Genomic DNA, 24,232 nt, shown 5'->3' on the forward strand with positions numbered 1-24,232 from the left:
GGGTCCCCCGAGGTGAGCCGGCAAACGGCTCAGCGAGATCGGGGCACGGCACCTGGCCGCGGTGCGATCCGGAGGATCGCCATCAAAACGGCCAGTGGTTGCGACGGCGCAGGGAGATGAGGCCGCCTACGACGCCGCCGGAGAGGGCGGCTGCGCCGACCGTGGGGACGCCGATCTTGGCGGCCTTGCGACCGGTCCGGTAGTCCTTGACCGTCCAGCCGCGGGAGCGGGCGACGGCGCGCAGCTCGGAGTCCGGGTTCACCGCGACCGCGCTGCCGACCAGGGTGAGCATGGGCAGGTCGTTGGTCGAGTCGCTGTAGGCGGTACAGCGGGTCAGGTCGAGGCCCTCCCGCTCGGCGAGCGCCCGCACGGCCTGCGCCTTGGACTCGCCGTGCATCATCTCGCCGACCAGCCGGCCGGTGTAGCGGCCGTCGACGATCTCGGAGACGGTGCCCAGCGCGCCGGTCAGGCCGAGGCGGTGGGCGATGATCGACGCCAGCTCGACCGGGGTGGCGGTGACGAGCCAGACCCGCTGGCCGGCGTCGAGGTGCTGTTGCGCGAGGTTTCGGGTGCCCGACCAGATCCGGTCGGCCATCAGCTCGTCGTAGATCTCCTCGCTCGCCGCCACGATCTCCTGCACCTCGCGGCCGGCGACGAACGCCAGGGCGTTGTCGCGGACCGTGTGCATGTCGGTCGCGCTCTCGCTCCCGGCGACCCGGAACTTGGCCTGCTGCCAGACGAAGGAGGCGACGTCGCGGCTGGTGAAGTACTTGCGGGCGGCGAGACCGCGGGCGAACCAGAAGAGCGAGGCGCCCATCATCATCGTGTTGTCGACGTCGAAGAACGCCGCAGCGGTGCGGTCGGGTGTCGGGGCGGTGGCCTCGGTCTCCGCCGCGGCGGCCGACGCGGCGCCGGCGACCAGGGCGCGGGCCTCGTCGTCCTCCAGCTCCACGGGGGTGCGGGCGTGACGGCCCCGGAAGGGGACTCGGACCATCCCGCACCACCCTCCCGGTGTCGCTCCGACCGGCATGCTCTGGCCGCCGCCTCGCCGACCGTCACTGGGACCCTAGCGCCGGGTCACCCTCCGGTGGCCGGCCCGTCGGGCAGCAGGGCGGCGAGTCGGCGCACCGCCCGGTGCTGCAGCGCCTTCACCGCGCCGTCCTTGCGGCCCATGACCGTGGCCGTCTCCGCCACCGACAGCCCCTGGAAGAACCGCAGGGTCACGCACTGGCGCTGATCGGCGGACAGCTGCCGGACGCCGGCCAGCAGCTCCACGTTCGCCAGCCGCTGCAGCACGGCGTCCTCGGGCCCGGCGGTGCCCCGGTCGGCGTCGCGCATGTCCGCGGTGAGCACCTCCAGCCGGTTCCGGCCGCTCTTCACGTGGTCCAGCGCGATGTTGCGGGCGATGCTGATTAGCCACGCCCCGACGTCCCGGCCCTGGAAGGTCAGCGAGTCGATCCGGCGCAGGGCGCGGGTGAACGTCTCGCTGGTGAGGTCCTCCGCCGTGGCCGGGTCGGCGACCCGGTGGCGCAGGTAGCGGTGGACGACGTCGGCGTACCGGTCGTAGAGCTCGCCGAACCCCTCCGCGTCACCCGCCTGCGCCCGGCGCACCAGCTCCCAGACCTCGAACTCGGCCGGGGTCGGCTCAGCGGCCCGTCGCGGCTGCGGGACGAGCCGCGGCTGGATCGGGGCGCCGACGGTGGGCGACGCGCAGGCCGGGACGGGCGGGAGGGCGGTCATGTCGCGGTCGCACCTCCTCCATCCCCGGGACCGAGCCGGACGGCTCGGCCGCCACGCAGCCACGGACGGTGCGGTCCGCGGCCCATGGTGACAACATCGTGCCGCTGCGTCCACGTCCCCGCCGTCCGAGACGGCGACTGCCCCAGCGGAGGTCCGTCGTGCCGGTCGACCCAGCACCGCACGAGCTGGACGGCGAGGTGCGCTCCCTCGCCGCGCTCGTGCGCCGTGCGGCCGCGTCCCACGGCGACGCCCCGGCGCTGGTCCACGGCGCGCGCCGGCTGACCTGGTCGGAGGTCGACGCCCTGGTCGACCGGGCGGCCGCGGGGTACGTCGAGCGCGGGCTGCACGCCGGTGACCGGGTCGCGGTGCAGCTGCCCAACGGGGTCGACTGGGTGGTCTCGGTGATGGGTGCGCTGCGGACCGGGCTGGTCGTCGTCCCGGTCAACACCGCCTACACCGATCCGGAGGTCACGCACCTGCTCACCGACTCCGGTGCCCGGCTGCTCGTCGTGGCGGGGGAGCGGCCGGAGCTGGCCGGCGTCCCGGTGTGCGTCGGGCCCCCGTCGGCCGACGGCCCGCCGCCGGCCGACGCCGACGACCCGGGCGCGCTGGCCCTGCTGGCCTACACCAGCGGCACCACCGGCCGCCCGCGCGGCGCGATGCTGACCCACGCGGCCCTGCTGGCCAACCAGCGGCAGTGCCTGGCGCTGGAGCCGCCGCCGGTGCGCACCGGTGACCGGGTGCTGCTGGCCCTCCCGCTGTTCCACGTCTACGGCTTCAACAGCGGTTGGGGGCTGGTGGCGGCCACCGGCGCCTGCGCGGTGCTGCTGGACGAGTTCGACCCGGCGGGGTCCCTGGCGTTGATGGCGGCCGAGGAGGTGTCGGCGGTGCCGGGTGCCCCGCCGATGTACGCCGCCTGGCTGGCGGTGGCCGACGCCGCCGGCAGTGACGCCGTGCTCCGCCGCGGGTTCGCCGCCGTCCGCACGGCCAGCTGCGGCGCCGCCCCGATGCCCGGGGCGCTGTTCGAGGCGATGCGCACCCGCGCCGCGGTCACCGTCTGGGAGGGGTACGGGCTCACCGAGGCCTCCCCGGTGCTGGCCAGCACGCTCGCCACCGGCCGCCCCAAGCCGGAGTGCATCGGCGGTCCGCTGCCCGGCGTGGAGCTCGTGCTGCGCGACACCGCCGGCGGGCCCACCGCGGGCCCGGACCCGGGCAGCCGGGTGCGGGCCGACGTGTTCGGTGACCCGTTCGGCGAGGATGCCGACGGGGAGACCGGGGAGATCTGCGTCCGCGGCCCGAACCTGTTCGGTGGCTACTGGCCCGACGGGGCCGACGGCCCGGACGCCGACGGCTGGCTGCTCACCGGCGACATCGCCTACCGCGACGTGCAGGGCGACCTCAAGCTCGTCGACCGACGCCGGGACCTGGTGCTGGTCAGCGGGTTCAACGTCTACCCGGGTGAGGTGGAGCGGGTGCTGTGCGAGCACCCGGAGGTGGCCGAGAGCGCGGTGATCGGCGTGCCCGACCAGCGCAGCGGCGAGGCGGTGCACGCCGTCGTCGTCCGCACCGCGGGCGCGGAGGTGACCGAGCAGCAGCTGCGCGAGCACGCCGGCCGCTCGCTGGCCCGGTTCAAGGTCCCGGTGGCCGTGCACTTCGTCCCCGAGCTGCCGCACTCCCTGGCCGGCAAGGTCAGCCGGGCCCGACTGCGCGAACTCGGGCTCGAGCGGGCCGCGGCAGCGGCGGACGCCGAGTCATCGGCAGCGGCGGACGCCGAGCCGTCGGCCGCGGCCGATGGCGGGGGCGTCCGATGACTGAGCCGGAGGCCCGGCTGCAGCTGCTGACCCGCGAGGGCTGTCACCTGTGCGTCATCGCCGCGGAGACGCTCACCCGGATCGGTGGGGAAGCGGGCCTGGGGGTCGCCCTGGTCGACGTCGACACCGACCCGGAGCTGCGGATCGAGTACGGCGATCGGGTGCCGGTGGTGCTGCTGGACGGCCGGGAGCACAGCCACTTCACCGTCGACGTCCCCCGGCTGCGCCGGGACCTGGGGATCCCCGCGCCCAGCTGATCCGGGTCGTCCCACGACCGGGTGGGAGTCGTCGGCGGCGGGCACCCGTCCGGGTGGGCGCAGGCGTGGTCCTCGACACAGCAGGGGGCCACCACCTGCGGGGATGCCCCCGACGACTTTGTTCAGGCGTTCACAAGCGGTTACCGTGGCGTTTGCCGGGTGCCGATGCGCCCGTCTGCCCTGAAGTGTCTGAGCCCCCCCGATCGTCCCCCGGCCCGGCCGGGAGTGCGTTCGGATCGCTGTGGAGTCTGCCCGTGCCCCAGTCGCGGCCCCGGATCATCCCGGAGGCCACCGTTGCCCGGCTGGCCGTGTACCTGAGGGTGCTGGCCGGTCTCGCCGACGGCGGTCGCAGTCACGTCTCCTCCGGGGAGCTGGCCTCGGCGGCCGGGGTGAACCCCGCCGGTCTGCGCAAGGACCTGTCCTACCTCGGCCCGTGCGGCGTCCGCGGGGTCGGCTACTCGGTCGCGGGCCTGCGCGACCGGCTCACCGACGCCCTGGGCGGGGAGCGCTCCCGGCCCTGCGTGCTGATCGGGATCGGCCGGCTGGGGTCTGCGCTGGCCGACTACGCCGGGTTCGCCAGCCGGGGCTTCGAGTTCGTCGGCCTGCTGGACACCGACCCCGCGGCCGTCGGGCGCCGGGTCGGGGGTCTCCCGGTCCGCCCGGTCGCGGAGCTGGAGTCCGTCGTCGCCGAGACGCAGGCGGCCATCGGGGTCATCACGACACCGGCCGAGGTGGCCCAGTCGGTCTGCGACCGACTGGTCTCGGTCGGGGTGAGGAGCATCTTGAACTTCGCGCCGGTGGCGTTGACGGTGCCTGCGGGTGTCGACGTCCGCAAGGTCGACCTGTCCGTGGAGCTGCAAGTGCTGGCCTTCCTGGACCAGCAGCGCCACGGGACGCCGCCACTGGTGGCCCCGCTGCGGACTGCCCAGGGGAGTGTGCGATGAGCCTGCTCGCCGTCGGCATCAGCCACCAGACCGCGCCGGTCGCCCTGCTCGAGCAGGTGAGCATGACCGGCGACGACAAGGTCAAGACGCTCCACGAGCTGGTCGAGAGCGACCACGTCTCCGAGGCCATCGTGCTGGCCACCTGCAACCGGATCGAGGTGTTCGCCGAGGTCGACCGCTTCCACGGCGGGATCACCGACGTCAGCCGGGTGCTCGCCCGGCACGCCGGCGCCACGGTGGAGGAGCTCTCCCCGTACGTCACGGTCTACTACGAGGACCAGGCGATCGGGCACCTGTGCACCGTCGCCGCGGGCCTGGACTCGATGGTGGTCGGGGAGACCCAGGTGCTCGGGCAGCTGCGCGCCGCCTACGCCCTGGCCCAGGAGGAGGGCACGGTCGGGCGCGAGCTGCACCCGATCGCCCAGCGGGCGCTGCGCGTGGGCAAGCGTGTGCACGCCGAGACCGGCATCGACCGGGCCGGCGCCTCCCTGGTCTCGGTCGCCCTGGACCGGGTCTCCGAGACCCTCGGTGAGCTCAGCGGCCGCCCGGCGCTGGTGGTCGGCGCCGGGTCGATGGGCGCCCTGGCCGCGACCACCCTGGCCCGGCGGGGCGCGGCGGTCACGGTCAGCAGCCGGACGCCGGCGAGCGCCGCCCGGCTGGCCGAGACGATCGGCGGCCGGCAGGCCGACCTGGCGCAGCTGCCCGACGAGCTCGCCGCGGCCGACGTCCTGGTCACCTGCACGGGTGCGACCGGCACCGTCATCGGGACCGACCTGGTCGAGGAGGCCCTCTCCGGCCGGGCCGGCCGGCCGCTGGTGATCGTGGACCTCGCCCTCCCGCGCGACGTCGACGCCGCGGTCGCCGCGCTGCCCGGCGTGCACGTGGTGGACCTGGCGATGCTGCAGGGCGAGCGCGCTGCGCACCCCGGCCAGCCGGTGGCCGGTTCCGTCGCCGCCGACGACATCGCCGCCGCGCACGCCCTGGTGGAGCTGGAGACCTCGCTGCTGCGCGCCGAGCGGCAGGCCGCCGCGGTGGCCCCGACCGTCTCGGCGCTGCGCAGCCAGGCCGCCGAGGTGGTCGACGCCGAGCTGCTCCGGCTGTCTACCCGGCTGCCGGACCTGGACGCGAAGGCGCGCAGCGAGATCGCCCGCACCGTGCGCCGGGTGGTCGACAAGCTGCTACACGAGCCCACCGTGCGGGTGAAGGAACTGGCCGGAGCCCCCGGCGGCACCGACTACGCCGACGCCCTGCGCGCGCTGTTCGGCCTCGGGCTGTCCGGCGCGACCGACGGGGAGCGCACCAGCCTGTCCGATGCGGTCACCGTCGACCCGGAGCTGCCGGCCGGCACCCCGTTGTCGGCCCTGGACCCGCGGATCGACGTCACCAGCGACGGTCGCCCCGGCGGTGCCGCATGACCGGCACGGAGCAGCCGCTGCGGCTGGGCACCCGGGCCAGCCAGCTGGCGCTGACCCAGTCCCAGCACGTCGCCGACGCGCTCACCGCCGCGACCGGCGTGCCGGTGGAGCTGGTGCACGTGAGCACCTACGGCGACCGGTCGACCGAGGCGATCACCCTGCTCGGCGGCACCGGCGTGTTCGTCACCGCGCTGCGGGACGCCCTGCTGCAGCGCACCGTCGACCTGGCGGTGCACAGCTTCAAGGACCTGCCGACCGCGCCGGCCCCGGGCCTGACCGTGGCCGCCGTCCCGCCGCGCGAGGACCCGCGCGACGCGCTCGTGGCCCGCGACGGCCTCACCCTCGGCGAGCTGCCCGCCGGCTCCCGCGTCGGCACCGGTGCCCCCCGGCGGATGGCCCAGCTGCGCGCCCTCGGCCTCGGCCTGGAGGTCGTTCCGATCCGCGGCAACGTCGACACCCGGATGGGCCGGGTCACCTCCGGGGACCTGGACGCCGTCGTCCTGGCCCGGGCCGGGCTGGCCCGGTTGGGCCGGCTGTCGGCGGTCACCGAGGTGCTCGACCCGATCCAGGTGCTCTCCGCCCCGGCGCAGGGCGCCCTCGCCGTGGAGTGTCGCAGTGACGAGACCCGGGTCCGGGAGCTGCTCGCCGTGCTCGACGACCCCGCTGCCCGGGACTGCGTGGCCGCCGAACGCGCGGTGCTCGCCGCCCTCGAGGCCGGCTGCAGCGCGCCGGTGGCCGCGCACGCCGAGCTCGCCGAGGGGGAGGACGGCGCCGCGGAGCTCTACCTGCGCGCGTCGGTCACCGCGCTCGACGGCAGCGACGGCGTCCGTGGCTCGATCACCGGCCCGGCCACCGCAGCCGAGTCCCTGGGGCGCGAGCTGGCCGCCGAGCTGCTGGACCGTGGCGCGGCCGCCCTGATGGCAGCCAGCCGGTGACCTCACCCCGCGGGGGCCACGCCCCCCGCCCCATCCGTCCCGTACCACCCGCAGCGACCCCCTCCGGGGGCAGGAACAGGAGCACGCGATGACGCGCTCACGCAAGCAGAACGGCAACGGCAAGGGCACGGTGGTCTTCGTGGGCGCCGGGCCCGGTGACCCGGAGCTGCTGACCGTCCGGGCCAGCGCCGCGATCGCCGGCGCCGACACGGTGCTGGCCGACCCCGAGGTGTCCGCCGCCGTCCGTGAGGCGCTGCTGGAGGCGCACCCGGACCTCGAGCTGACCACGGTCAGCGGCGAGCCGGCCGAGGTGGCCAAGTCCGCGGTGGCCGCGGCCAAGAACGGCAGCGTCGTCGTCCGGCTGATCGCCGGTGACCCGTTCACCAGTGACGCCGTGGTCAAGGAGGCGCTGGCGGTCACCCGCACCAGCGTCGCGTTCGACGTCGTCCCCGGCGTCGCGATCGGCACCGCCGTGCCCGCCTACGCCGGCGTACCGCTGGGGGCCAGCTCGGTGCAGGCCGATCTCCGCACCGCCGACACCCCGGTCGACCTGGCGGCGCTCGCCGCCGCCTCGACCGGCACCGGCAGCCCGCTGGTGCTGCAGGCCAACGCCGACCAGGTGGCCACCGCGGCGGCCGGCCTGCTCGAGGGCGGCCTGTCCGGCAACACCCCGATCGTCGTCACCACCCAGGGCACCGGGACTGCGCAGAAGAGCGTCGCCGCCAAGCTGTCCGCGGTCGCCGAGAAGTCCGCCGGGCTGGACAGCCTGGCCGGTCCGGTCGTCATCACCGTCGGCTCCGTGGTCGACAAGCGCGCCAAGCTCTCCTGGTGGGAGAGCCGCCCGCTGTTCGGCTGGCGGGTGCTGGTGCCGCGCACCAAGGAGCAGGCCGGCGACATGAGCGAGCGGCTGCGCGCCTACGGGGCCGTGCCGGTGGAGGTGCCGACGATCGCCGTCGAGCCGCCCCGCAGCCCCGCGCAGATGGACCGCGCGGTCAAGGGCCTGGTCACCGGCCGCTACGGCTGGATCGTCTTCACCTCGACCAACGCGGTCCGCGCGGTGCGCGAGAAGTTCACCGAGCTCGGCCTGGACGCCCGCGCCTTCGCCGGGGTCAAGGTCGCCTGCGTCGGGCAGCAGACCGCCGACGCGGTGCGCGAGTTCGGCATCGTGCCGGAGCTGGTGCCCAGCGGCGAGCAGTCCAGCGAGGGCCTGCTGGCCGACTTCCCGCCCTACGACGACGTCTTCGACCCGATCGACCGGGTGCTGCTGCCCCGGGCCGACATCGCCACCGAGACCCTGGCGGCCGGGCTCAAGGAGCGCGGCTGGGAGATCGACGACGTCACCGCCTACCGCACCGTGCGGGCGGCACCGCCGCCGGCCGCGGTGCGTGAGGCGATCAAGGGCGGTGGCTTCGACGCGGTCTGCTTCACCTCCTCCTCGACCGTGCGCAACCTGGTCGGCATCGCCGGCAAGCCGCACGCCCGCACCGTCGTCTCGGTGATCGGCCCGGCCACCGCGGCCAGCGCCACCGAGTTCGGCCTGCGCGTGGACGTGCAGCCGGAGACCGCAGCGGTCGGTCCGCTCGTCGACGCGCTCGCCGCGTTCGCCGAGGCCCGCCGCGCCGAGGCGGAGGCCGGGGAGACCCCGTGACCTCCGGCCAGGGCGGCACGAACCCCGGGTTCGCCCGGGGACGCCGGCTGCGCTCGACCCCGGCGATGCGCCGGTGGACGGCGCAGACCCGGCTGTCCCCGGCCGACCTGGTGCTGCCGGTGTTCGTCAAGGAGGGCATCAGCGAGCCGGTGCCGATCAGCTCCATGCCGGGTGTCGTCCAGCACACCCCCGAGTCGCTGCGGACGGCGGCCGCGGAGGCGGCCGAGGCCGGGATCAGCGGGCTGATGCTGTTCGGCATCCCCGCGGACAAGGACCCGGTGGGCTCCCAGGCCGACGCCGCCGACGGCGTGGTCAACGCGGCGCTGCGGCAGCTGCGGGCCGACCTGGGGGACGAGCTCGTGCTGATGGCCGATCTGTGCCTGTGCGAGTACACCGACCACGGGCACTGCGGCGTGGTCACCCCCGCAGGCGTGGTCGACAACGACCCGACCCTCGACCGGTACGCCGCCGTCGCGATCGCCCAGGCCCAGGCCGGGGCGCACGTGATCGCCCCCAGCGGGATGATGGACGGCCAGGTCGCGGCGATCCGGGCCGGGCTGGACAGCGCCGCGTTCACCGAGACGCCGATCCTGGCCTACGCCGCCAAGTACGCCTCGGGCTTCTACGGGCCCTTCCGCGAGGCGGCCGAGGGCGCGCCGCAGTTCGGTGACCGCTCGACCTACCAGATGGACCCGCCGAACACCGACGAAGCGCTGCGCGAGGTGGCCCAGGACATCGCCGAGGGCGCCGACGCGGTCATGGTGAAGCCGGCCGGGCCGTACCTGGACATCGTCGCCCGGGTCGCCGACGCCGTCGACGTCCCGGTGGCGGCCTACCAGGTCAGCGGCGAGTACGCGATGGTCGAGGCGGCCGCCGCGAACGGCTGGATCGACCGCGAGCGGGCCGTGCTGGAGACGCTCACCGCGATCCGGCGGGCCGGCGCGGGCTCGGTGCTCACCTACTGGGCGGTCGAGGCCGCCCGCTGGCTGCGCTGATCGGGTCGTGAGCTGAGCGTGGCGCTGCTCACCGTCCACCCCGTGGGCGGCGCGGACACCGGAGCGCCTGGGAGAGTGGGACCGTGACTGAGCCCTACCCGTACGAGGCCCCGGTGTCGGCAGAGCTGTTCGAGCGGGCCGGCCGGGTGACGCCCGGCGGGGTGAACTCCCCGGTGCGTGCGTTCCGGGCGGTCGGGGGGACCCCGCGGTTCATGGCCTCGGGCTCCGGTCCGTGGCTGACCGACGTCGACGGCCGCCGCTACGTGGACCTGGTGGCCTCCTGGGGCCCGATGATCCTGGGGCACGCGCACCCGGAGGTGGTCGCCGCCGTCACGGCCGCGGCCCGCAAGGGGTTCACCTTCGGCACCCCCACCGCCGCCGAGGCGGAGCTGGCGGAGGAGATCGTCGCCCGGGTGGCCCCGGTCGAGCGGGTGCGGCTGGTGAACTCCGGCACGGAGGCGGTCCTCTCCGCGGTGCGGCTGGCCCGCGGGTACACCGGCCGGCCGCTGGTGGTGAAGTTCGCCGGCTGCTACCACGGGCACGTCGACGCCCTGCTGGCCTCGGCCGGTTCCGGCGTCGCCACCCTCGGCCTCCCCGACACCCCGGGCGTCACCTCCGGCGCGGCGGCCGACACGATCGTGCTGCCCTACAACGACGTCGCCGCGGTCGAGGCGGTGTTCGCCGAGCGTGGCGACCAGATCGCCTGTGTGGTCACCGAGGCGGCCGCCGGGAACATGGGCGTCGTGCCGCCGCTGGACGGCTTCAACGGTCACCTCCGCCGGATCACCGCCGCCTCGGGGGCGCTGCTGCTGGTCGACGAGGTGATGACCGGGTTCCGGGTCTCCGGTGCCGGTTGGTACGGCCTCGACCCGGTGGACGCCGACCTGTTCACCTTCGGCAAGGTCATGGGCGGTGGCATGCCGGCCGCGGCGTTCGGCGGCCGCGCCGACGTGATGGACCAGCTGGCGCCGTCCGGCCCGGTGTACCAGGCGGGCACGCTGGCCGGGAACCCGGTGGCGGTGGCGGCCGGGCTCACCACGTTGCGGCTGTGCACCGACGAGGTCTACGAGCGGTGCGACTCCGTCGCCGCCCTGCTGCGGGGTGCCGCCAGCGCGGCGCTCTTCGCCTCCGGGGTGCCCCACCGGGTGCAGCAGGCCGGGTCGATGTTCTCGGTCTTCTTCGTGCCCGACGAGCGCCAGGTGCGGGACTACGACGACGCGCGCAGCCAGGACGTCGCCGCGCACACCGCCTTCTTCCACGCCATGCTCGCCCGTGGGGTGTACCTGCCGCCCTCGGCGTTCGAGGCGTGGTTCGTCAGCGCCGCCCTGGACGACGAGGCGCTGGAGCACGTGCTGGCCGCCCTGCCCGCCGCCGCCTCGGCCGCCGCGGCCGCCGCGGGCGGTCCCGCCTCGCCCGAGGCGAAGGACACCCTGGAGCTGCAGCCGTGACCGAGACGACCGTCGTCCACCTGATGCGGCACGGCGAGGTGCACAACCCGGCCGGCGTGCTCTACGGCCGACTGCCCGGCTACCGGCTGAGCGAGGCCGGCGAGGGCATGGCCCGCACCGCAGCCGCCTGGTTCGCCGACCGGGACGTCACGCACCTGGTGGCGAGCCCGCTGGAGCGGGCGCAGCAGACCGCGCGCCCGATCGCCGACACGCTGGGCCTGGAGATCGCCACGGACGAGCGGCTGATCGAGGCGGGCAACTCCTTCGAGGGCAAGACCTTCGGCGTCGGTGACGGAGCGATGCGGCACCCGGGCAACTGGTGGCGGCTGCGCAACCCGTGGACGCCGTCGTGGGGCGAGCCGTACCGGGAGATCGCCGTCCGGATGCTCGGCGCGATCGACACCGCCCGGGACGCCGCCCGTGGGCACGCCGCCGTCTGCGTCAGCCACCAGCTGCCGGTCTGGACGGTGCGGTTGCACCTGGAGGGCCGTCGCTACCTGCACGACCCACGTCGCCGGGAGTGCGGGCTGGCCAGCGTCACGTCCCTCACCTACGACGGCGACCGGTTGGTGCGGCTGGAGTACGCCGAGCCGGCCGGGGCCACCGACCCCGATGCGGTGCCCGGTGCGTAGCCGACTGGCCGCCACGCTGGCGGTGGCCGCGGTGCTCACCGCCGGCTGCAGCACCGGGGAGGACGCGGTCGACGTGACCAACGGCGGCGAGTTCCGCTTCGAGGCGGCCACGCCGGACGCCGAGGTCATCCCCGAGGGTGAGCGGGCCAGCGCGCCGGAGTTCTCCGGCACGCTGCTCGGTGGCGGGAGGTTCGACTCCGACGAACTGGCCGGTGACGTCGCGGTGCTCAACTTCTGGGGTTCGTGGTGCGCGCCCTGCCGGGTGGAGAGCCCCGAGTTCCAGGAGGTCTACACGGAGGTCCGGGACGACGGCGTCCAGTTCCTGGGCCTCAACGTCAAGGACGAGGAGCAGTTGGCCACCGCCTTCGTGGAGAGCAAGGGGATCACCTTCCCCTCGCTGCACGACCCGCGCGGTGAGGTGGCGCTGGCGTTCCGCGACTACCCGGCCAGCGCCATCCCCTCGACGATCGTGCTGGACCGTGCCGGTCGCGTCGCGGCGGTGTACACCGGTGCCGTGCGCCAGGACGACCTGCGCACCGTGATCGCCCAGCTGACCGGGGAGGCCTGACCCATGGTTGAGGCCATCAGGGAGCTGATCGGTGACGGGCCGCTGCTGGTCGCCGCCGCGGTGGCGGCGCTGGCCGGGCTGATCAGCTTCGCCTCGCCCTGCGTGCTGCCGCTGGTCCCCGGCTACCTCTCCTACGTCACCGGCCTGGTGGGCAGCGCCCCGCGGACGACGGCCGGCACGCCCCCCGTGGGCGGGCCCCCGGCGGCTGGTTCTCCAGCGGCTGGGGGTTCGGTGGCCACCGCTGTCCGGCCGGTCGACGAACGGGCCTCGCGTGGCCGGATGGTGCTCGGCTCGGTGCTCTTCGTGCTCGGCTTCACGGTGGTCTTCGTGGCGATCAGCAGCGCCTTCGGCGGGCTGGGTCGGCTGCTGCTGGAGTACAACGACGTGATCACCCGGGTGATGGGCCTGGTCACCATCGTGGTGGGGCTCGGCTTCCTGGGGTGGCTGCCGTTCCTGCAGCGCACCGCCCGGATCAACGTCCGCCCCGCTGTCGGCCTGGGCGGCGCCCCGCTGCTCGGCGTCGTCTTCGGCCTGGGCTGGACCCCGTGCCTCGGCCCGACCCTGCAGGCGGTGCAGAGCCTGGCCTTCACCGAGGCGACGGTGGGGCGCGGCGCGATCCTGGGGCTCGCCTACTGCGTGGGCCTCGGCGTGCCGTTCGTGCTCGTGGCGCTGGGCGCCCGCTGGGCGGTGGGGGCGATGTCGTTCCTGCGCCGCAACGCCCGCACGGTCACCCGGGTCGGCGGGATCGTGCTGATCGGGGTCGGCCTGATGCTGGTCACCGGGGCCTGGACCGAGCTGATGATCTGGCTGCGCGGCTGGCTGGCCGCCACCGGGCTGGCCGAGTCGGCGCCGCTGTGATCGAGCTCGTGAGATCACCGATGAGCACAGCACGCCCCGTCGCCGGGTCGACGAGCGCCAGCGCGGAGGCCCGGTGACGACCACCGCCCCACCGCGCCCGGCCGCCCCGGCCAGCCCGCCGTCCCCGCCCTCGGCCGGCCGTCGGGTGCTGGGCCGGCTGCTGCGCTGGTGGCGGCAGCTGACCGCGATGCGCACGGCGCTGATGTTGCTGTTCCTGCTGGCCCTGGCAGCGATCCCGGGCTCGCTGCTGCCGCAGCGGTCGCTGTCGCAGAGTGACGTGGCCGGCTACCTGGCCGAGTACCCCACGCTCGGACCCTGGCTGGACCGGCTGTACCTGTTCGACGTCTTCAGCTCGCCGTGGTTCGCCGCGATCTACCTGCTGCTGTTCATCTCGCTGATCGGCTGCGTCGTGCCGCGGGCGATCGAGCACGGCCGGACGCTGTTCACCCCGCCGCCGACGGCACCCCGCCATCTGCAGCGGCTGCCGGAGTCGGCGGCGCTGAGCACGTCACTGGCCGGCCCGGCGGCGCTGGACGTGGTGGAGGAGGAGCTGCGGGTCCGCCGGTTCCGGGTCGTCCGCCGGGAGGGCCGGTCCGGGCCGGAGGTCTCCGCGGAGAAGGGCTACCTCCGGGAGACCGGCAACGTGCTGTTCCACCTCTCGCTGCTGGCGCTGCTGCTCGGCCTGGCCGGCGGGAAGCTCTGGGGCTACGAGGGCAGCATCCTGGTGACCGAGGGCCAGGGCTTCTGCAACGCGTTCCAGCAGTACGACACCCACCGGTCGGGGGCGCTGGTCGACGGTGAGGACCTCTCGCGGCTGTGCGTGGACCTGGACGACTTCGAGGCCCAGTACGAGGAGAACCTCACCGCGGCCTCGTACACCGCGGACATCAGCTGGGAGCTGGACGGCGCCGACCCGGTGGGCACCACCATCGGGGTCAACGACCCACTGCGGGTGGGCGGTGACCGGGTCTACGTCACCGGGCACGGCTTCAGCCCCGTCTTCAGCATCACCCGGCCGGACGGCCAGACGTTCACCGACCTCTCCGCGCCGTTCCTCCCCGCCGACCTGGGGACGATGCTCAGCCAGGGTGTGCTCAAGGTGCCCGACCTGGGTGCCGGATCGACCGAGCAGCTGGCGATCGAGGGCTTCCTCGCGCCGACCGGTGTGCTCGAGGCCGGCTTCCTGACCTCGATCGACCCGCGGCCGCTGGACCCGAAGGTGGGCATCGACGTCTACACCGGCTACCTGGGGCTGGACTCCGGTCTGCCGCAGTCGGTCTACGCGCTGGACCGGGACCAGATCGACCGGGGTCTGCTCAACCGGGTGGCCCGGACGAACCTCGCCGTGGGGGAGTCGACCACCCTGCCCGACGGCACCGTGGTCACCTTCAGCGGCCTGAAGGAGTTCGCGGCACTGCAGGTCTCGCACGATCCCGGCCAGGTGTGGGTGCTGGGGGCGTCGATCGCCGTCCTGGTGGGCCTGCTCGGCATGCTGCTGGTGCGCCGGGAGCGGGTGTTCGCCCGCTCCGACCCGGCACCGGACGGCGGGGGTACCGTGCTGTCGATCGGCTCGCTGACCCGGGGCAGCGCTGACACCGGTCCTCGCTTCGCCTCGTTCACCGAGGACGTGCAGGAGGCCCTGGCCGCCCGCACCGACGCCCCGGCGAACACCCCACCGGCCCGTGGACACGGGTCGGCACCCGATGAGGAGGCACCGCCGTCGTGATCGACGAGTCGCTGGCCGCGCTGTCCGACACCCTGTTCTCGGTCAGCGTCGGGCTGTACTCCCTGGCCGTGGTCGCCTTCTGCGCCGAGCTGGCCTTCGGCCGGTCCCGGCAGTCCCGGGCGCTCGTGGGCGCCGGCGGCCCTGCGGTGCCGCCGGCCGGGGCGTCGGCCGCGACCCCGGCCGCGGAGCCCGCGGGAGCCCGCCGGCTCGGCCTGGTCGCGATGGTGCTGACCGGGCTCGGGGCGGTCACCCACGCCGGTGTGCTCGTCGCCCGCGGCATGGCCACCGACCGGTTGCCCTGGGGCAACATGTACGAGTTCGCCACCGCGGTCGTGCTGGTGGCCGTCGTGGCCTATCTGGTGCTCGCCGTGCGGGCGCCGTCCCTGCGGCACATCGGCGTCTTCCTGTTGGCGCCCGTGGTGCTGTCGATGGTGCTGATCGGGCTGTTCCTCTACGCCGAGGCCGGCCCGCTGGTGGCCGCCCTGCGGTCGAGCTGGCTGGCGATCCACGTCAGCACCGCCACCATCGGCTTCGGCATCTTCTTCGTCAGCGGCATCGCCAGCGTGCTCTACCTGGTGCGCACCCGGCGGGACGCCACGGTCGCGGCCGGTGCCGGCACGGCCGCACCGTCCCTGCTGGACCGGCTGCCCACGGCGGCGGCGCTGGACCGCACCGCCCACCGCACCGCCGTCTTCGGCTTCCCGATCTGGACCTTCGCGGTCATCGCCGGGGCGATCTGGGCGGAGAGCGCCTGGGGCCGGTTCTGGGGCTGGGACCCGAAGGAGACCTGGGCGTTCATCGCCTGGATCGTGTACGCGGCCTACCTGCACGCGCGCACCACGGCCGGTTGGCGTGGGCGCCCCTCGGCGTGGATCAACATCGTCGGCCTGGCGGTGATGATCTTCAACCTGCTCTTCGTCAACCTGGTGTCGACCGGCCTGCACAGCTACGGCGGCGTCTGACCCTGCTCCGGCAGCGCCGCTGCTGGGCTGCTGGGCCGATCACCCACCGTCACCTTCGAGTGATGCGGTCCCGGCAGCACGCGCGATGAAGAGATGCCAGGCGCTGCCCATGGCATCCTGACCGCATGACTGAGAGCGGTGGAGCTCACCGTGGGTAGGCACTCGGCCGGGAACCGTGCGCGCGTCGACCCGATCGTCGCGGCCGCGCTGTCGCAGCGGTCCACGTCGGTGGAGCCACCCCAGCCGACTCCCGTACCCGACCCGGCGGAGGACCAGCAGGACGGCGGCCTGGGCTGGCCCGGGGAGCCGGGCGAGGGCTCCGGTCTGGGGTGGCCGGACGACACCACGGCCGAAGACACCACGGCAGAAGACACCACGGCGGATGAACTCACCGCGAGCGACACCACGGCTGCCGACGCGACTGTGGCCGCGCTCGCTGCGGCCCCGGCGGCCCAGCGGAGGTCGGGCTGGCGCCGGTGGTTCGGTGGGGGCCCCGCGGTGGCACCCACGCCGTCGGGCAGCTCCGCCGCCTGAGCGGGAGACCCAGAAGCGACGAGTCGCCGGCCACGGAGGGCCGGCGACTCGTCGTGTGTGAGCGTGCGGGCCAGGCGACCCGCGGGTCAGGTCAGGCGGCCGTCGTCCCGTCGTCCCGCCGGGCTCGCCGCTCGAGCTCGCGCAGGAACTCCGGGTCGTCGTCGGGCGCCACCGGCCGGGTGGGCCGCTGCGCCCGGGGCGGGCGCGGCCCGCGGGTCGGACGCTCCGGACGACCGATGCCGCCGGACCCTCCTCGGCCACCGTCCTGCGCCGACGCGGCGCGCATCACCAGTACGACCACGGCCACCGCGATCACCAACATCACCAGGAAGACCATCGGGCCACCCCCCTCATCACCACCAATGTACGACCGCGGCGATACTCGGACCCGGTGATCTCCTGCCCGACATGGGCGGGCTCTGCGCCAGCGCCCTGCGGGCGTGCACCCGAGGAGCCGGAGGGCGACATCGACGCAGTCGACGAGCAGCTGATCAGCCTGCTGCGAGCCAACGGCCGGGCCAGCTACGCCGAGCTCGCCCGACAGGTGGGGCTCTCGGCCCCCTCGGTGCACGAGCGGGTCGGGAAGCTGGAGGCCGCCGGCGTCGTCACCGGCTACCAGGCCGTCGTCGACCCGGCCTCGGTCGGGCTCGGCGTCACCGCCCTGGTCGGGGTGATCGAGAGCGACCAGGTCGACGACACCGGCCTGGAGGAGGCGATGGCCGAGCTGGCGTCGGTGGAGGACTGCTGGCGGGTGGCCGGTAGCGAGGGGTACGTGCTCAAGGTGCGGGTCCCCGACATCCGGGCACTCGAGGACACCATCAGTGCGTTGAACAGGATCCGGGGCGTCGCACGCACCCGGACGACCGTGGTGCTGTCGACCAAGTGGGAGGGCCGTCGTGGCTGAACAGACGAGGACCGGCGGGGCGTCGGTGCCCGGCGGCACCGATGAGGGGGCGCCGAGCCAGGGCGGGGTCGCCCGGTGGCTGGCGATCTACACCCTCGGGCGGCTGGCGATCGCCGCCGCGCTGATCGGGCTGCTGTGGGTGCTCGGCCTGCCCGGCACCCCCGGCTTCCTGTTCGGGGTGCTGCTGGCGATGCCGGTGTCCTACCTGGTGCTCGGCGGGGTGCGCCAGCAGCTGACCAGTGCCCTGGTGGCCCGCAACGCCCGCAAGGAGCAGCTGCGGGCCGAGCTCCGCGGCTCCGCCGCCGACGACGGCTGACGGCCCTGCTGCAGGGGCCCGCCGCGAGCTCGCGAGTGGTGGGGGGCAGCAGGGTCCTTCGTCAGCTGAGGCCGAGGCCGAGGCCGAGCAGGACGCCGGTGACCAGGGTGAGCTGTCCGGTGGCCTTCAGCGCGCCGATCAGCGCCGGCCCGCGGCCACCGCCGAGCACGAGGCGGACCGGCGGCACCGCCAGCGGGGCGGCCAGGAGGCCCAGCAGCGCCCACGGCCGGACGACGCCGATGCCGGCGATGACCAGGAAGGCGCCGGCCAGCAGCCCGGCGTAGAAGACCCGGGTGCGGGCCTCGCCGAGCAGCACCGCCAGCGTCCGCTTGCCGACGGCGGCGTCCCCGTGCACGTCGCGCAGGTTGTTGACCACCAGCAGCGCGACGGAGAGCAGCCCGATCGGCACCGCGGCGGCGAACGCCAGGCCGTCCAGCGACTCGGTCTGGGCGAACGTCGTCCCGACCACGGCGACCAGGCCGAAGAAGACGAAGACGAAGACCTCGCCCAGCGCCCGGTAGCCGTAGGGGATCGGCCCGCCGGTGTAGGTCCAGGCAGCGAGGATGCTCACCGCGCCGACGGCGACCAGCCACCAGCTGGACACCGCCGCGAGCGCGAGGCCGGCCACCGCCGCGACCGCGAAGGACGCCATCGCGGCGGTCAGCACCTGGCGGGGGGTGGCCGCGCCGGAGCCGACCAGGCGCATCGGGCCGACCCGGTCGGCGTCGGTGCCGCGTTTGCCGTCGGAGTAGTCGTTGGCGTAGTTGACCGCCACCTGCAGGGCGAGCGCGACGACCAGGGCCAGCAGCGCCGGCACCAGCCGGAACCCGTCGAGCGCGGCCGCGGCGCCGGAGCCGACGAGCACCGGGGCGAGGGCGGCGGGCAGGGTGCGGGGGCGGGCGCCCGCCAGCCACTGGGCGGGGGTCGCCATCAGTCGGTTCCTCTCGGCGTGCGGGTGATCGGCGTGGGTCTGATCAGCGTGCGTGCGACGGCCCGGCGGTCGGGCTTGCCGGTGTGCAGGGTGGGCACCGCGTCGACGACCCTCAGCTCGCGGGGGGCGGCGGCCGCGCCCAGCCGGGCGGCGACCCAGGGGCGCAGCTCGGCCAGGTCGGGGGTGGCGCCGGGCGCGGCGACGACGACGGCGACCACCCGCTGCCCCCACTCCGGGTCCGGCAGCCCGGTGACGACGGCGTCGGTGACCGAGGGGTGCTCGCGCAGCGCCGCCTCGACGCCCTGGGGGGCGACGTTGACCCCGCCGCTGATGACGACGTCGTCCAGTCGGCCGTGCACGGTGAGCCGGCCGGCGTCGTCCAGCGAGCCGGCGTCCCGGGTGCGGAACCAGCCGTCGCGGAAGGCGGCCGCCGTGCCGGCCGGGTCCAGTCGGTAGCCCGACGCCAGCACCGGGCCGGCGAGCTCGATCCCGTCGGTGACCCGCACGGAGACCCCGGACAGCGGCACCCCGTCGTAGACGCAGCCGCTGGCCGTCTCGCTCATGCCGTAGGCGGTGCGCACCTGCACGCCGGCGGCGCGAGCGGCGGCGAGCAGCGCGGGGTCGGTGGCGGCGCCGCCGATCAGCACGCCGTCGAAGGAGGCCAGGGCGGCCGGCTCCTCGGCCAGGTACCGGCGCAGCTGGGTGGGCACCAGGGCGACGTAGCGGCGGTCGCCGGCCGGCAGCCGGGCGGCGGCTGCCGCGAGCGGCTCTCCCCGGCTGAGGACGACGGGCTCCCGGCCGGCCAGCGCGGTGCGGACGAGCACCTGCAGCCCGCCGATGGCCGAGGTCGGCAGCGCCAGCAGCCAGCTGCCGGGGCCGCCGAGCCGGTCGGCGGTGGCGGCCACCGAGGCACGCAACGCCGTCGCGGAGAGGAGCACGCCCTTGCCCGCGCCGGTCGACCCGGAGGTGACGACCACGAGGTCGGTGCCGGGCTCCAGCGGCTCGTCGGGGCGGAGCACGGCGCGGGCGGCGTCGGCCGGCCCGGTGCCGGCGGGCAGCACGGCCAGCGGACGGTCGCCGTCCAGGCTGGACCGCACGGCCGGCCAGACGGTGTCGAGCACCGCCGCGGCCGCCTCGGGCGGCGGCGCGGCCACGAGGGTCAGCTGGCGGTGCACGAGGAGTCAGGCTACGGCGGCCTGCGCTCAGAACAGGTCGGGCACCAGCGCCAGGACGACGAACCGGATCGCGCGGCCGACCAGGCAGGTCACCACGAAGGCCCGCAGGCTCATCTTCGACGTCCCGGCGTAGAAGGCGATCGCCAGCAGCGGCGGGATGCCCACCGAGCCGCTGAGCAGCACCACCCCCGGCCCCCAGCGTCCGGACAGCAGCGCGACGCCCCGGGCGTTGACCCGGCTCAGCCAGCGGCCCACCGGCCGGAGCGCCCGCTTCACCGGCCCGCCCGGGGGTGGCTCCCCAGCGGCCTCGGCGGCGGCGATGGCGGCCGCCTCCGCCGCCCCGCGCTCACGCAGTCGCTCCAGCCAGCGGGAGCTGGTCGCGCCCCGGGCGGCGGAGAACAGCAGCACCTTGCCCACGGTCTGGCCGATCGCCGCGGCGACGGCGCCGGCGATGGCGACGGTGGGGGACTGGGCGACCGCCAGGCCGATCACGTAGGCCTCGACCGGGAGGAACGGCGTGACGGCCGAGACCGCGCCGACCACCAGGCCGAGCGCGATCAGCCCGATCGTGCCGGCGTCAAGCACGGGCGGCGGCGCCCGAGGTCGGCTGCGCGACGTGCACCAGGTCGGTCGGCCGGGGCAGCCGCAGCACCCGGCCCAGCGACCAGACCTTGATCACCAGCACCACCGAGGCGGCGACCAGGGCCACCCGCTGGTCGGGCACGAACACCAGCAGCAGCACCAGCAGGGTCGTGTTGGTGACCTTGGCGACCACGTGCCAGTTCAGCGTCCAGGCCAGCCGGTCGACGAGGAAGAAGTAGTTCGGGGAGAGCACCGGCCAGCGCATCGGCAGCAGGGTCAGCGGCAGGTCGACCACGACGAACTGGAAGAGGAAGACCGCCACCGGCCAGGGTGCGTCGATGAACATCAGCAGCACGAGGGCGCAGCTGATGCAGTTGACCCGGTCGCAGACCACGTCGAACACCGCACCGAAGCGGGTCTCCTGGTCCCGCCAACGGGCGATGTTGCCGTCGGCGGAGTCGCCGATCCAGTAGGTCAGGTAGGCGGCGAGCAGCCACGGCCAGGACTCCTGGACGGCGGCGGTGGTCACCATGGCCAGGGAGGCCAGCGTGCGGAGGACGGTGACCAGGTTCGCGGCGTTGAGCAGCTGGCGGGGGTCCTCGCAGGCGCAGCCGCGCACGCCGCACCGCACCGGCAGCCCGGGGCCGCGGGGGCTGCGGTCGGCGGGGACGGTCCGTGCAGCCGTCGAGTGGGCCACGAGGGGACCTCCGGGTCTCGGGTGCGCCGGCTCTCCGGTCGGCAGGGCGGCGCTGCGACTGCACGCTAGGGGTCGGTTGGCCCGCGCACCAGGACCGCCCCCGGGTGTCCCGGTGCCCCGCCTACGCTGTCGGCCGTGGTCACCGCCCCTCCCGACGCCGCAGCGACGGCGCTGGAGGTGCACGTCTGGTCGGTACCGCTGCGCACCCGGTTCCGCGGGATCGACGTCCGCGACGGGGTCCTCGTGCGGGGTCCGGCCGGCTGGGGCGAGTTCTCCCCGTTCTGGGACTACGACGTCGCCGAGAGCCGCCGCTGGTGGGCCGCGGCGCACGAGGCCGCCGTCCTCGGCTGGCCCGAGCCGGTGCGGGCCAGCGTGCCGGTCAACGTCACGGTGCCGGCCGTGGGGCCGGAGCGGGCGCACGCCATCGTGACGGCGTCGGGGTGCGCCACCGCCAAGGTGAAGGTCGCCGAGCCCGGCCAGTCCGCGGCCGACGACCTGGCCCGGGTGGAGGCGGTGCGCGACGCGCTCGGGCCGGCCGGGGCGATCCGGGTGGACGCCAACGCCGCCTGGGACGTCGACACCGCGGTGGTCCGGCTGCGCGAGCTGGACCGGGTCGGCCTGGAGTACGCCGAGCAGCCCTGCGCCACGATCGCCGAGCTGGCCGCCGTGCGCCGGCGGGTCGACGTCCGGGTCGCCGCCGACGAGGTGGTCCGCCGCGCCGCCGACCCGCGGGCGGTCGACCTGCGCGAGGCGGCCGACGTGGTGGTGCTGAAGGTGCAGCCGCTGGGCGGGGTGCGGGCGGCCCTGGCGGTCGCCGAGGCGCACGGTCTGCCGTGCGTGGTCTCCTCGGCGCTGGAGAGCTCGGTCGGCATCGCCGCCGGGGTCGCCCTGGCCGCTGCGCTGCCGGAGCTGCCCTTCGCCTGCGGGCTGGCCACCGTGGCGCTGTTCACCGACGACGTCACCGGTGAGCCGCTGCTGCCGGTCGACGGGGCGCTGCCGATGCGCCGCCCGGAACCCGACCGGCTGGCCCAGACCGCGGCCGACCCGGCGGTCGAGCAGCGCTGGCGCGCCCGGCTGGCTGCGGTGACGGCGCCGTGAACCCGGCCACCGCCTTCGCCCGGGTGCTCGTCGACGAACTCGTCCGCGGCGGGGTCACCGACGCGGTGCTCGCCCCCGGCTCCCGCTCCGCGCCGGTGGCGCTCGCGCTGGCCGACGCCGAGACCGCGGGCCGGCTGCGGCTGCACGTGCGGATCGACGAGCGGACGGCGGCCTTCCTCGCGCTCGGGTTGGCCAAGGCCAGCGGGCGGCCGGTGCCGGTGCTCACCACCTCCGGGACGGCGACCGCCCACCTCCACGCGGCGGTGCTGGAGGCGCACGAGAGCGGGGTGCCGCTGCTGGCGCTGACCGCGGACCGCCCGCCGGAGCTGCGCGCCACGGGTGCGAACCAGACGATCGAGCAGGTCGGCCTCTACGGCGGCGCGGCGCGCTGGGCACTGGACGTCGGGGTGCCCGAACCGGGCCGGGAGGCGGCGCAGAACAAGTACTGGCGGTCGGTCGTCGCCAAAGCGCTCATCGTGGCCCGCGGCTCGCTGTCCGGCGACCCCGGCCCCGTGCACCTGAACCTCGCGCTGCGCGAGCCGCTCATGCCCGACGACAGCGGCACCGGCCAGCCGCCGGCGCTGCCCTCGGGTGACCTGGCCGGGCGCCCCGACGGCGCGCCGTGGACGGTGTCGGCCGGGGACGGGGTCCGGACCGCGACGCTGACCGGCGGCGCGCCGGCCGAGGGCGGCCGCACCCTGCTGGTCGCCGGGGACGCCCCGTCCGCGGTCGGGCGGGCCGCCGCCGTCGTCGCCGACCAGCGGGGCTGGCCGGTGCTGGCCGAGCCCAGCAGCGGTGCCTGGGGGGCGAGCGGGGCGCTGCGCGGGTCGGCGTTGCTGCTGGGGGCCGCGGACTGGCTGGCCGCGCACCGGCCCGACCGGGTGGTCGTCGTCGGCCGGCCCACGCTGTCCCGGCCGGTCAACGCGCTCCTGGGCGACCCGGCGGTCACCGTGGAGACCTACGGGCCCACGCCGCGCTGGGCCGACCCGGGCCGGGGCAGCGCCGTCGTCGGCAGCGCCCAGCTCGACCCGGCCCTGGCGTTGCGCGATCCCGGCGCGCGGGCCGGCGGGGAGTGGGCGGCCCAGTGGGCGCAGGCCGCCCGGCAGGTCGGGGCGGCGGTCGACGCCGAGCTGGACACCCCCGGGGGCGGGCTGACCGCGGCCCGGCTCGCGCGGGACCTGGTGGCGGCGCTGCCGGCCGGTGCGCTGCTGGTGCTCGGTTCCTCGACGCCGGTGCGCGACGTCGACCGGGTCGCCGTCCCGCGCGCGGGGCTGACCGTGCTGGCCAACCGCGGGGTCGCCGGCATCGACGGCACCATCTCGACCGCGGTGGGGGCCGCGCTCGCCCACCAGGGCGCCGGCGGTGGTCCGGCGTTCGCGCTGATGGGCGACCTGACGTTCCTGCACGACCTGACCGGGCTGCTGTCCGGGGCGGGGGAGTCGCGGCCGGACCTGACCGTCGTCGTCCCGGACAACGACGGAGGTGGCATCTTCGCCCAGCTGGAGCCCGGGCAGCCGCAGTACGCGGCCAGCTACCGGCGGGTGTTCGGCACCCCGCACGGCCGGGACCTGGTGGCGGTGGCGCGCTCGCTCGGCTGGGCCGCGACCGCGGTCAGCGACCCCACCCAGCTGGTGGCCGCGCTCGGTGCGGGCGGGCCGCGGGTGGTCGTCGTCCGCACCGACGCCGCCGCCGAGGCGGCCCTGGCCACCCGGCTGCGCGCAGCCGCCGTCACCGCGCTCGGCTAGGACTCCTGGGCCGCCGGGGCATCGGTGACCTGTGCCAGGTGCTCGGCGCCTTCGCGCTCCCAGGCAGCGCCGAGTCGCGTGCCGACGTCGGTCAGCGCGGCGATGAGTGCGGGCAGCTGGTCGAGGTGGACGACGAGGCTGGCGGCCGGGCCGCCGCGCTGCGGGATCCCGTGCAACGCGACGTGTGGACCGGGTTCAGGCGCAGTGCCGCTGTGGCTGTCGAACCAGCCCCAAACGGTCAGCCGGCGGTCAGCGACCCCGGACATGAGGCGGCTGTCCATGCCCTCGTTCTGCTCCGGCCACTCGGTCAT

At 75.5% G+C, this 24,232-nt stretch carries 25 protein-coding genes; 17 read left to right on the plus strand and 8 right to left on the minus strand.

What is annotated here, in order from left to right; all coding sequences use genetic code 11:
* Nucleotides 1-82: 82 nt before the first annotated feature.
* Entirely contained in the window at nt 83-994 is a 912-nt protein-coding gene (locus O2W18_RS14120; RefSeq protein ID WP_269188144.1) for an HAD family hydrolase, read from the minus strand.
* An 83-nt stretch (nt 995-1,077) separates the two neighbouring features.
* On the minus strand, nt 1,078-1,740 hold the full coding sequence (locus O2W18_RS14125) for a sigma-70 family RNA polymerase sigma factor (protein WP_269188145.1): 663 nt from the start codon (nt 1,738-1,740) through the stop codon (nt 1,078-1,080).
* A gap of 158 nt (nt 1,741-1,898) precedes the next feature.
* Between O2W18_RS14125 and O2W18_RS14130 the strand changes: the two genes are divergently transcribed.
* The 13 genes from O2W18_RS14130 to ccsB all read left to right on the plus strand — a co-directional run bounded on the left by O2W18_RS14130 (nt 1,899) and on the right by ccsB (nt 15,939).
* On the plus strand, nt 1,899-3,551 hold the full coding sequence (locus tag O2W18_RS14130; protein WP_269188146.1) for an AMP-binding protein: 1,653 nt from the start codon (nt 1,899-1,901) through the stop codon (nt 3,549-3,551).
* Nucleotides 3,548-3,808 carry a glutaredoxin family protein gene (locus tag O2W18_RS14135; protein WP_269188147.1) on the plus strand — a complete coding sequence of 87 codons (261 nt, stop codon included), beginning with the start codon at nt 3,548-3,550 and terminating at the stop codon, nt 3,806-3,808. The genes O2W18_RS14130 and O2W18_RS14135 overlap by 4 nt, the downstream gene beginning before the upstream one ends.
* A gap of 254 nt (nt 3,809-4,062) precedes the next feature.
* On the plus strand, nt 4,063-4,752 hold the full coding sequence (locus O2W18_RS14140) for a redox-sensing transcriptional repressor Rex (RefSeq protein WP_269188148.1): 690 nt from the start codon (nt 4,063-4,065) through the stop codon (nt 4,750-4,752).
* Complete coding sequence (locus O2W18_RS14145; RefSeq protein ID WP_269188149.1) at nt 4,749-6,167, plus strand: glutamyl-tRNA reductase; 1,419 nt, start codon at nt 4,749-4,751, stop codon at nt 6,165-6,167. The genes O2W18_RS14140 and O2W18_RS14145 overlap by 4 nt, the downstream gene beginning before the upstream one ends.
* Complete coding sequence (gene hemC / locus O2W18_RS14150; protein WP_269188150.1) at nt 6,164-7,102, plus strand: hydroxymethylbilane synthase; 939 nt, start codon at nt 6,164-6,166, stop codon at nt 7,100-7,102. The genes O2W18_RS14145 and hemC overlap by 4 nt, the downstream gene beginning before the upstream one ends.
* Nucleotides 7,103-7,190: 88 nt before the next feature.
* Complete coding sequence (locus O2W18_RS14155) at nt 7,191-8,750, plus strand: uroporphyrinogen-III synthase (protein ID WP_269188151.1); 1,560 nt, start codon at nt 7,191-7,193, stop codon at nt 8,748-8,750.
* Nucleotides 8,747-9,745 carry a porphobilinogen synthase gene (hemB, locus tag O2W18_RS14160; RefSeq protein WP_269188152.1) on the plus strand — a complete coding sequence of 333 codons (999 nt, stop codon included), beginning with the start codon at nt 8,747-8,749 and terminating at the stop codon, nt 9,743-9,745. Before O2W18_RS14155 ends, hemB begins: the two co-directional genes overlap by 4 nt.
* An 83-nt stretch (nt 9,746-9,828) precedes the next feature.
* The gene (gene hemL / locus O2W18_RS14165) at nt 9,829-11,193 is read left to right on the plus strand and encodes a glutamate-1-semialdehyde 2,1-aminomutase (protein ID WP_269188153.1); all 1,365 of its coding nucleotides are present in this window, start codon (nt 9,829-9,831) and stop codon (nt 11,191-11,193) included.
* On the plus strand, nt 11,190-11,825 hold the full coding sequence (locus tag O2W18_RS14170) for a histidine phosphatase family protein (protein ID WP_269188154.1): 636 nt from the start codon (nt 11,190-11,192) through the stop codon (nt 11,823-11,825). Before hemL ends, O2W18_RS14170 begins: the two co-directional genes overlap by 4 nt.
* A complete protein-coding gene (locus O2W18_RS14175) occupies nt 11,818-12,393 on the plus strand; it encodes a TlpA family protein disulfide reductase (protein ID WP_269188155.1) in 576 nt (191 codons plus the stop codon). The genes O2W18_RS14170 and O2W18_RS14175 overlap by 8 nt, the downstream gene beginning before the upstream one ends.
* Nucleotides 12,394-12,396: 3 nt before the next feature.
* Entirely contained in the window at nt 12,397-13,251 is an 855-nt protein-coding gene (locus O2W18_RS14180) for a cytochrome c biogenesis CcdA family protein (protein WP_269188156.1), read from the plus strand.
* 73 nt (nt 13,252-13,324) lie between these two features.
* Nucleotides 13,325-14,977, plus strand: coding sequence for a cytochrome c biogenesis protein ResB (resB, locus tag O2W18_RS14185; protein WP_269188157.1), 1,653 nt, complete (start codon nt 13,325-13,327; stop codon nt 14,975-14,977).
* On the plus strand, nt 14,974-15,939 hold the full coding sequence (ccsB, locus tag O2W18_RS14190; RefSeq protein ID WP_269188158.1) for a c-type cytochrome biogenesis protein CcsB: 966 nt from the start codon (nt 14,974-14,976) through the stop codon (nt 15,937-15,939). The genes resB and ccsB overlap by 4 nt, the downstream gene beginning before the upstream one ends.
* A gap of 625 nt (nt 15,940-16,564) precedes the next feature.
* Here ccsB and O2W18_RS14195 read toward each other — a convergent pair.
* The gene (locus O2W18_RS14195) at nt 16,565-16,810 is read right to left on the minus strand and encodes a hypothetical protein (RefSeq protein WP_269170455.1); all 246 of its coding nucleotides are present in this window, start codon (nt 16,808-16,810) and stop codon (nt 16,565-16,567) included.
* Nucleotides 16,811-16,864: 54 nt separating this feature from the next.
* Between O2W18_RS14195 and O2W18_RS14200 the strand changes: the two genes are divergently transcribed.
* Both O2W18_RS14200 and O2W18_RS14205 read left to right on the plus strand, forming a co-directional pair.
* Nucleotides 16,865-17,377 carry an Lrp/AsnC family transcriptional regulator gene (locus tag O2W18_RS14200; protein ID WP_269188159.1) on the plus strand — a complete coding sequence of 171 codons (513 nt, stop codon included), beginning with the start codon at nt 16,865-16,867 and terminating at the stop codon, nt 17,375-17,377.
* Complete coding sequence (locus O2W18_RS14205) at nt 17,370-17,693, plus strand: DUF4229 domain-containing protein (protein WP_269188160.1); 324 nt, start codon at nt 17,370-17,372, stop codon at nt 17,691-17,693. Before O2W18_RS14200 ends, O2W18_RS14205 begins: the two co-directional genes overlap by 8 nt.
* 61 nt (nt 17,694-17,754) lie before the next feature.
* On the opposite strand, the gene O2W18_RS14210 is transcribed toward O2W18_RS14205, so the two are convergent.
* The 4 genes from O2W18_RS14210 to O2W18_RS14225 are packed head-to-tail and all read right to left on the minus strand — an operon-like array spanning nt 17,755 to nt 21,078.
* Entirely contained in the window at nt 17,755-18,624 is an 870-nt protein-coding gene (locus O2W18_RS14210; RefSeq protein WP_269188161.1) for a 1,4-dihydroxy-2-naphthoate polyprenyltransferase, read from the minus strand.
* The gene (gene menE, locus O2W18_RS14215; protein ID WP_269188162.1) at nt 18,624-19,799 is read right to left on the minus strand and encodes an o-succinylbenzoate--CoA ligase; all 1,176 of its coding nucleotides are present in this window, start codon (nt 19,797-19,799) and stop codon (nt 18,624-18,626) included. The genes O2W18_RS14210 and menE overlap by 1 nt, the downstream gene beginning before the upstream one ends.
* A 27-nt stretch (nt 19,800-19,826) precedes the next feature.
* Nucleotides 19,827-20,384, minus strand: a complete 558-nt coding sequence (locus O2W18_RS14220; protein ID WP_269188163.1) for a hypothetical protein — start codon at nt 20,382-20,384, stop codon at nt 19,827-19,829.
* Complete coding sequence (locus O2W18_RS14225) at nt 20,377-21,078, minus strand: CDP-alcohol phosphatidyltransferase family protein (protein ID WP_269188164.1); 702 nt, start codon at nt 21,076-21,078, stop codon at nt 20,377-20,379. The genes O2W18_RS14220 and O2W18_RS14225 overlap by 8 nt, the downstream gene beginning before the upstream one ends.
* A 135-nt stretch (nt 21,079-21,213) precedes the next feature.
* Between O2W18_RS14225 and O2W18_RS14230 the strand changes: the two genes are divergently transcribed.
* On the plus strand, nt 21,214-22,176 hold the full coding sequence (locus tag O2W18_RS14230) for an o-succinylbenzoate synthase (RefSeq protein WP_269188165.1): 963 nt from the start codon (nt 21,214-21,216) through the stop codon (nt 22,174-22,176).
* Nucleotides 22,173-23,921, plus strand: coding sequence for a 2-succinyl-5-enolpyruvyl-6-hydroxy-3-cyclohexene-1-carboxylic-acid synthase (gene menD, locus O2W18_RS14235; RefSeq protein ID WP_269188166.1), 1,749 nt, complete (start codon nt 22,173-22,175; stop codon nt 23,919-23,921). Before O2W18_RS14230 ends, menD begins: the two co-directional genes overlap by 4 nt.
* On the opposite strand, the gene O2W18_RS14240 is transcribed toward menD, so the two are convergent.
* Nucleotides 23,918-24,232, minus strand: a complete 315-nt coding sequence (locus O2W18_RS14240) for a hypothetical protein (protein ID WP_269188167.1) — start codon at nt 24,230-24,232, stop codon at nt 23,918-23,920. The genes menD and O2W18_RS14240 overlap by 4 nt on opposite strands.

This window comes from Modestobacter sp. VKM Ac-2983 (assembly GCF_026967885.1).
In the GTDB taxonomy this organism is placed as follows: Bacteria; Actinomycetota; Actinomycetes; order Mycobacteriales; family Geodermatophilaceae; genus Modestobacter.